Origin of the sequence: Rhizobium ecuadorense, assembly GCF_001187535.1 — a bacterium.
Classification (GTDB): Bacteria; Pseudomonadota; Alphaproteobacteria; order Rhizobiales; family Rhizobiaceae; genus Rhizobium; species Rhizobium ecuadorense.
The window spans coordinates 1-253 of the sequence record NZ_LFIO01000245.1 but is presented as its reverse complement, the minus strand read 5'-3'; the positions used below and the strand labels follow the sequence as shown (position 1 = coordinate 253).

The window sequence follows — 253 nt, the reverse complement described above, 5'->3', positions numbered from 1 at the left end:
ATGTCGCGGGCGGGGCTGACGGATACCTTCGCGGTGCAGATCCTGCCCTGGGTGGCAAGCCCGCTCTATGTCTTCCTCTTCTACCAGTTCTTCGCGCAGCTGCCGAAGGAACTCTATGAAGCGGCGGAAATGGATGGTGCATCGGTCTTCCGCATCTACCGGTCAATCTACATGCCGCTCAGCCTGCCGGCGCTCGCCACGGTCTCGATCCTCATGGGCATCGAAAGCTGGAACCAGTATCTCTGGCCGACGC

General features: G+C 60.9%; 1 protein-coding gene. It reads left to right on the top strand.

Going from position 1 to position 253, the window contains the following annotated elements:
- The coding region (locus AF337_RS05780) for an ABC transporter permease subunit (protein ID WP_152970921.1) at window positions 1-253 on the top strand (253 nt) is incomplete at both ends.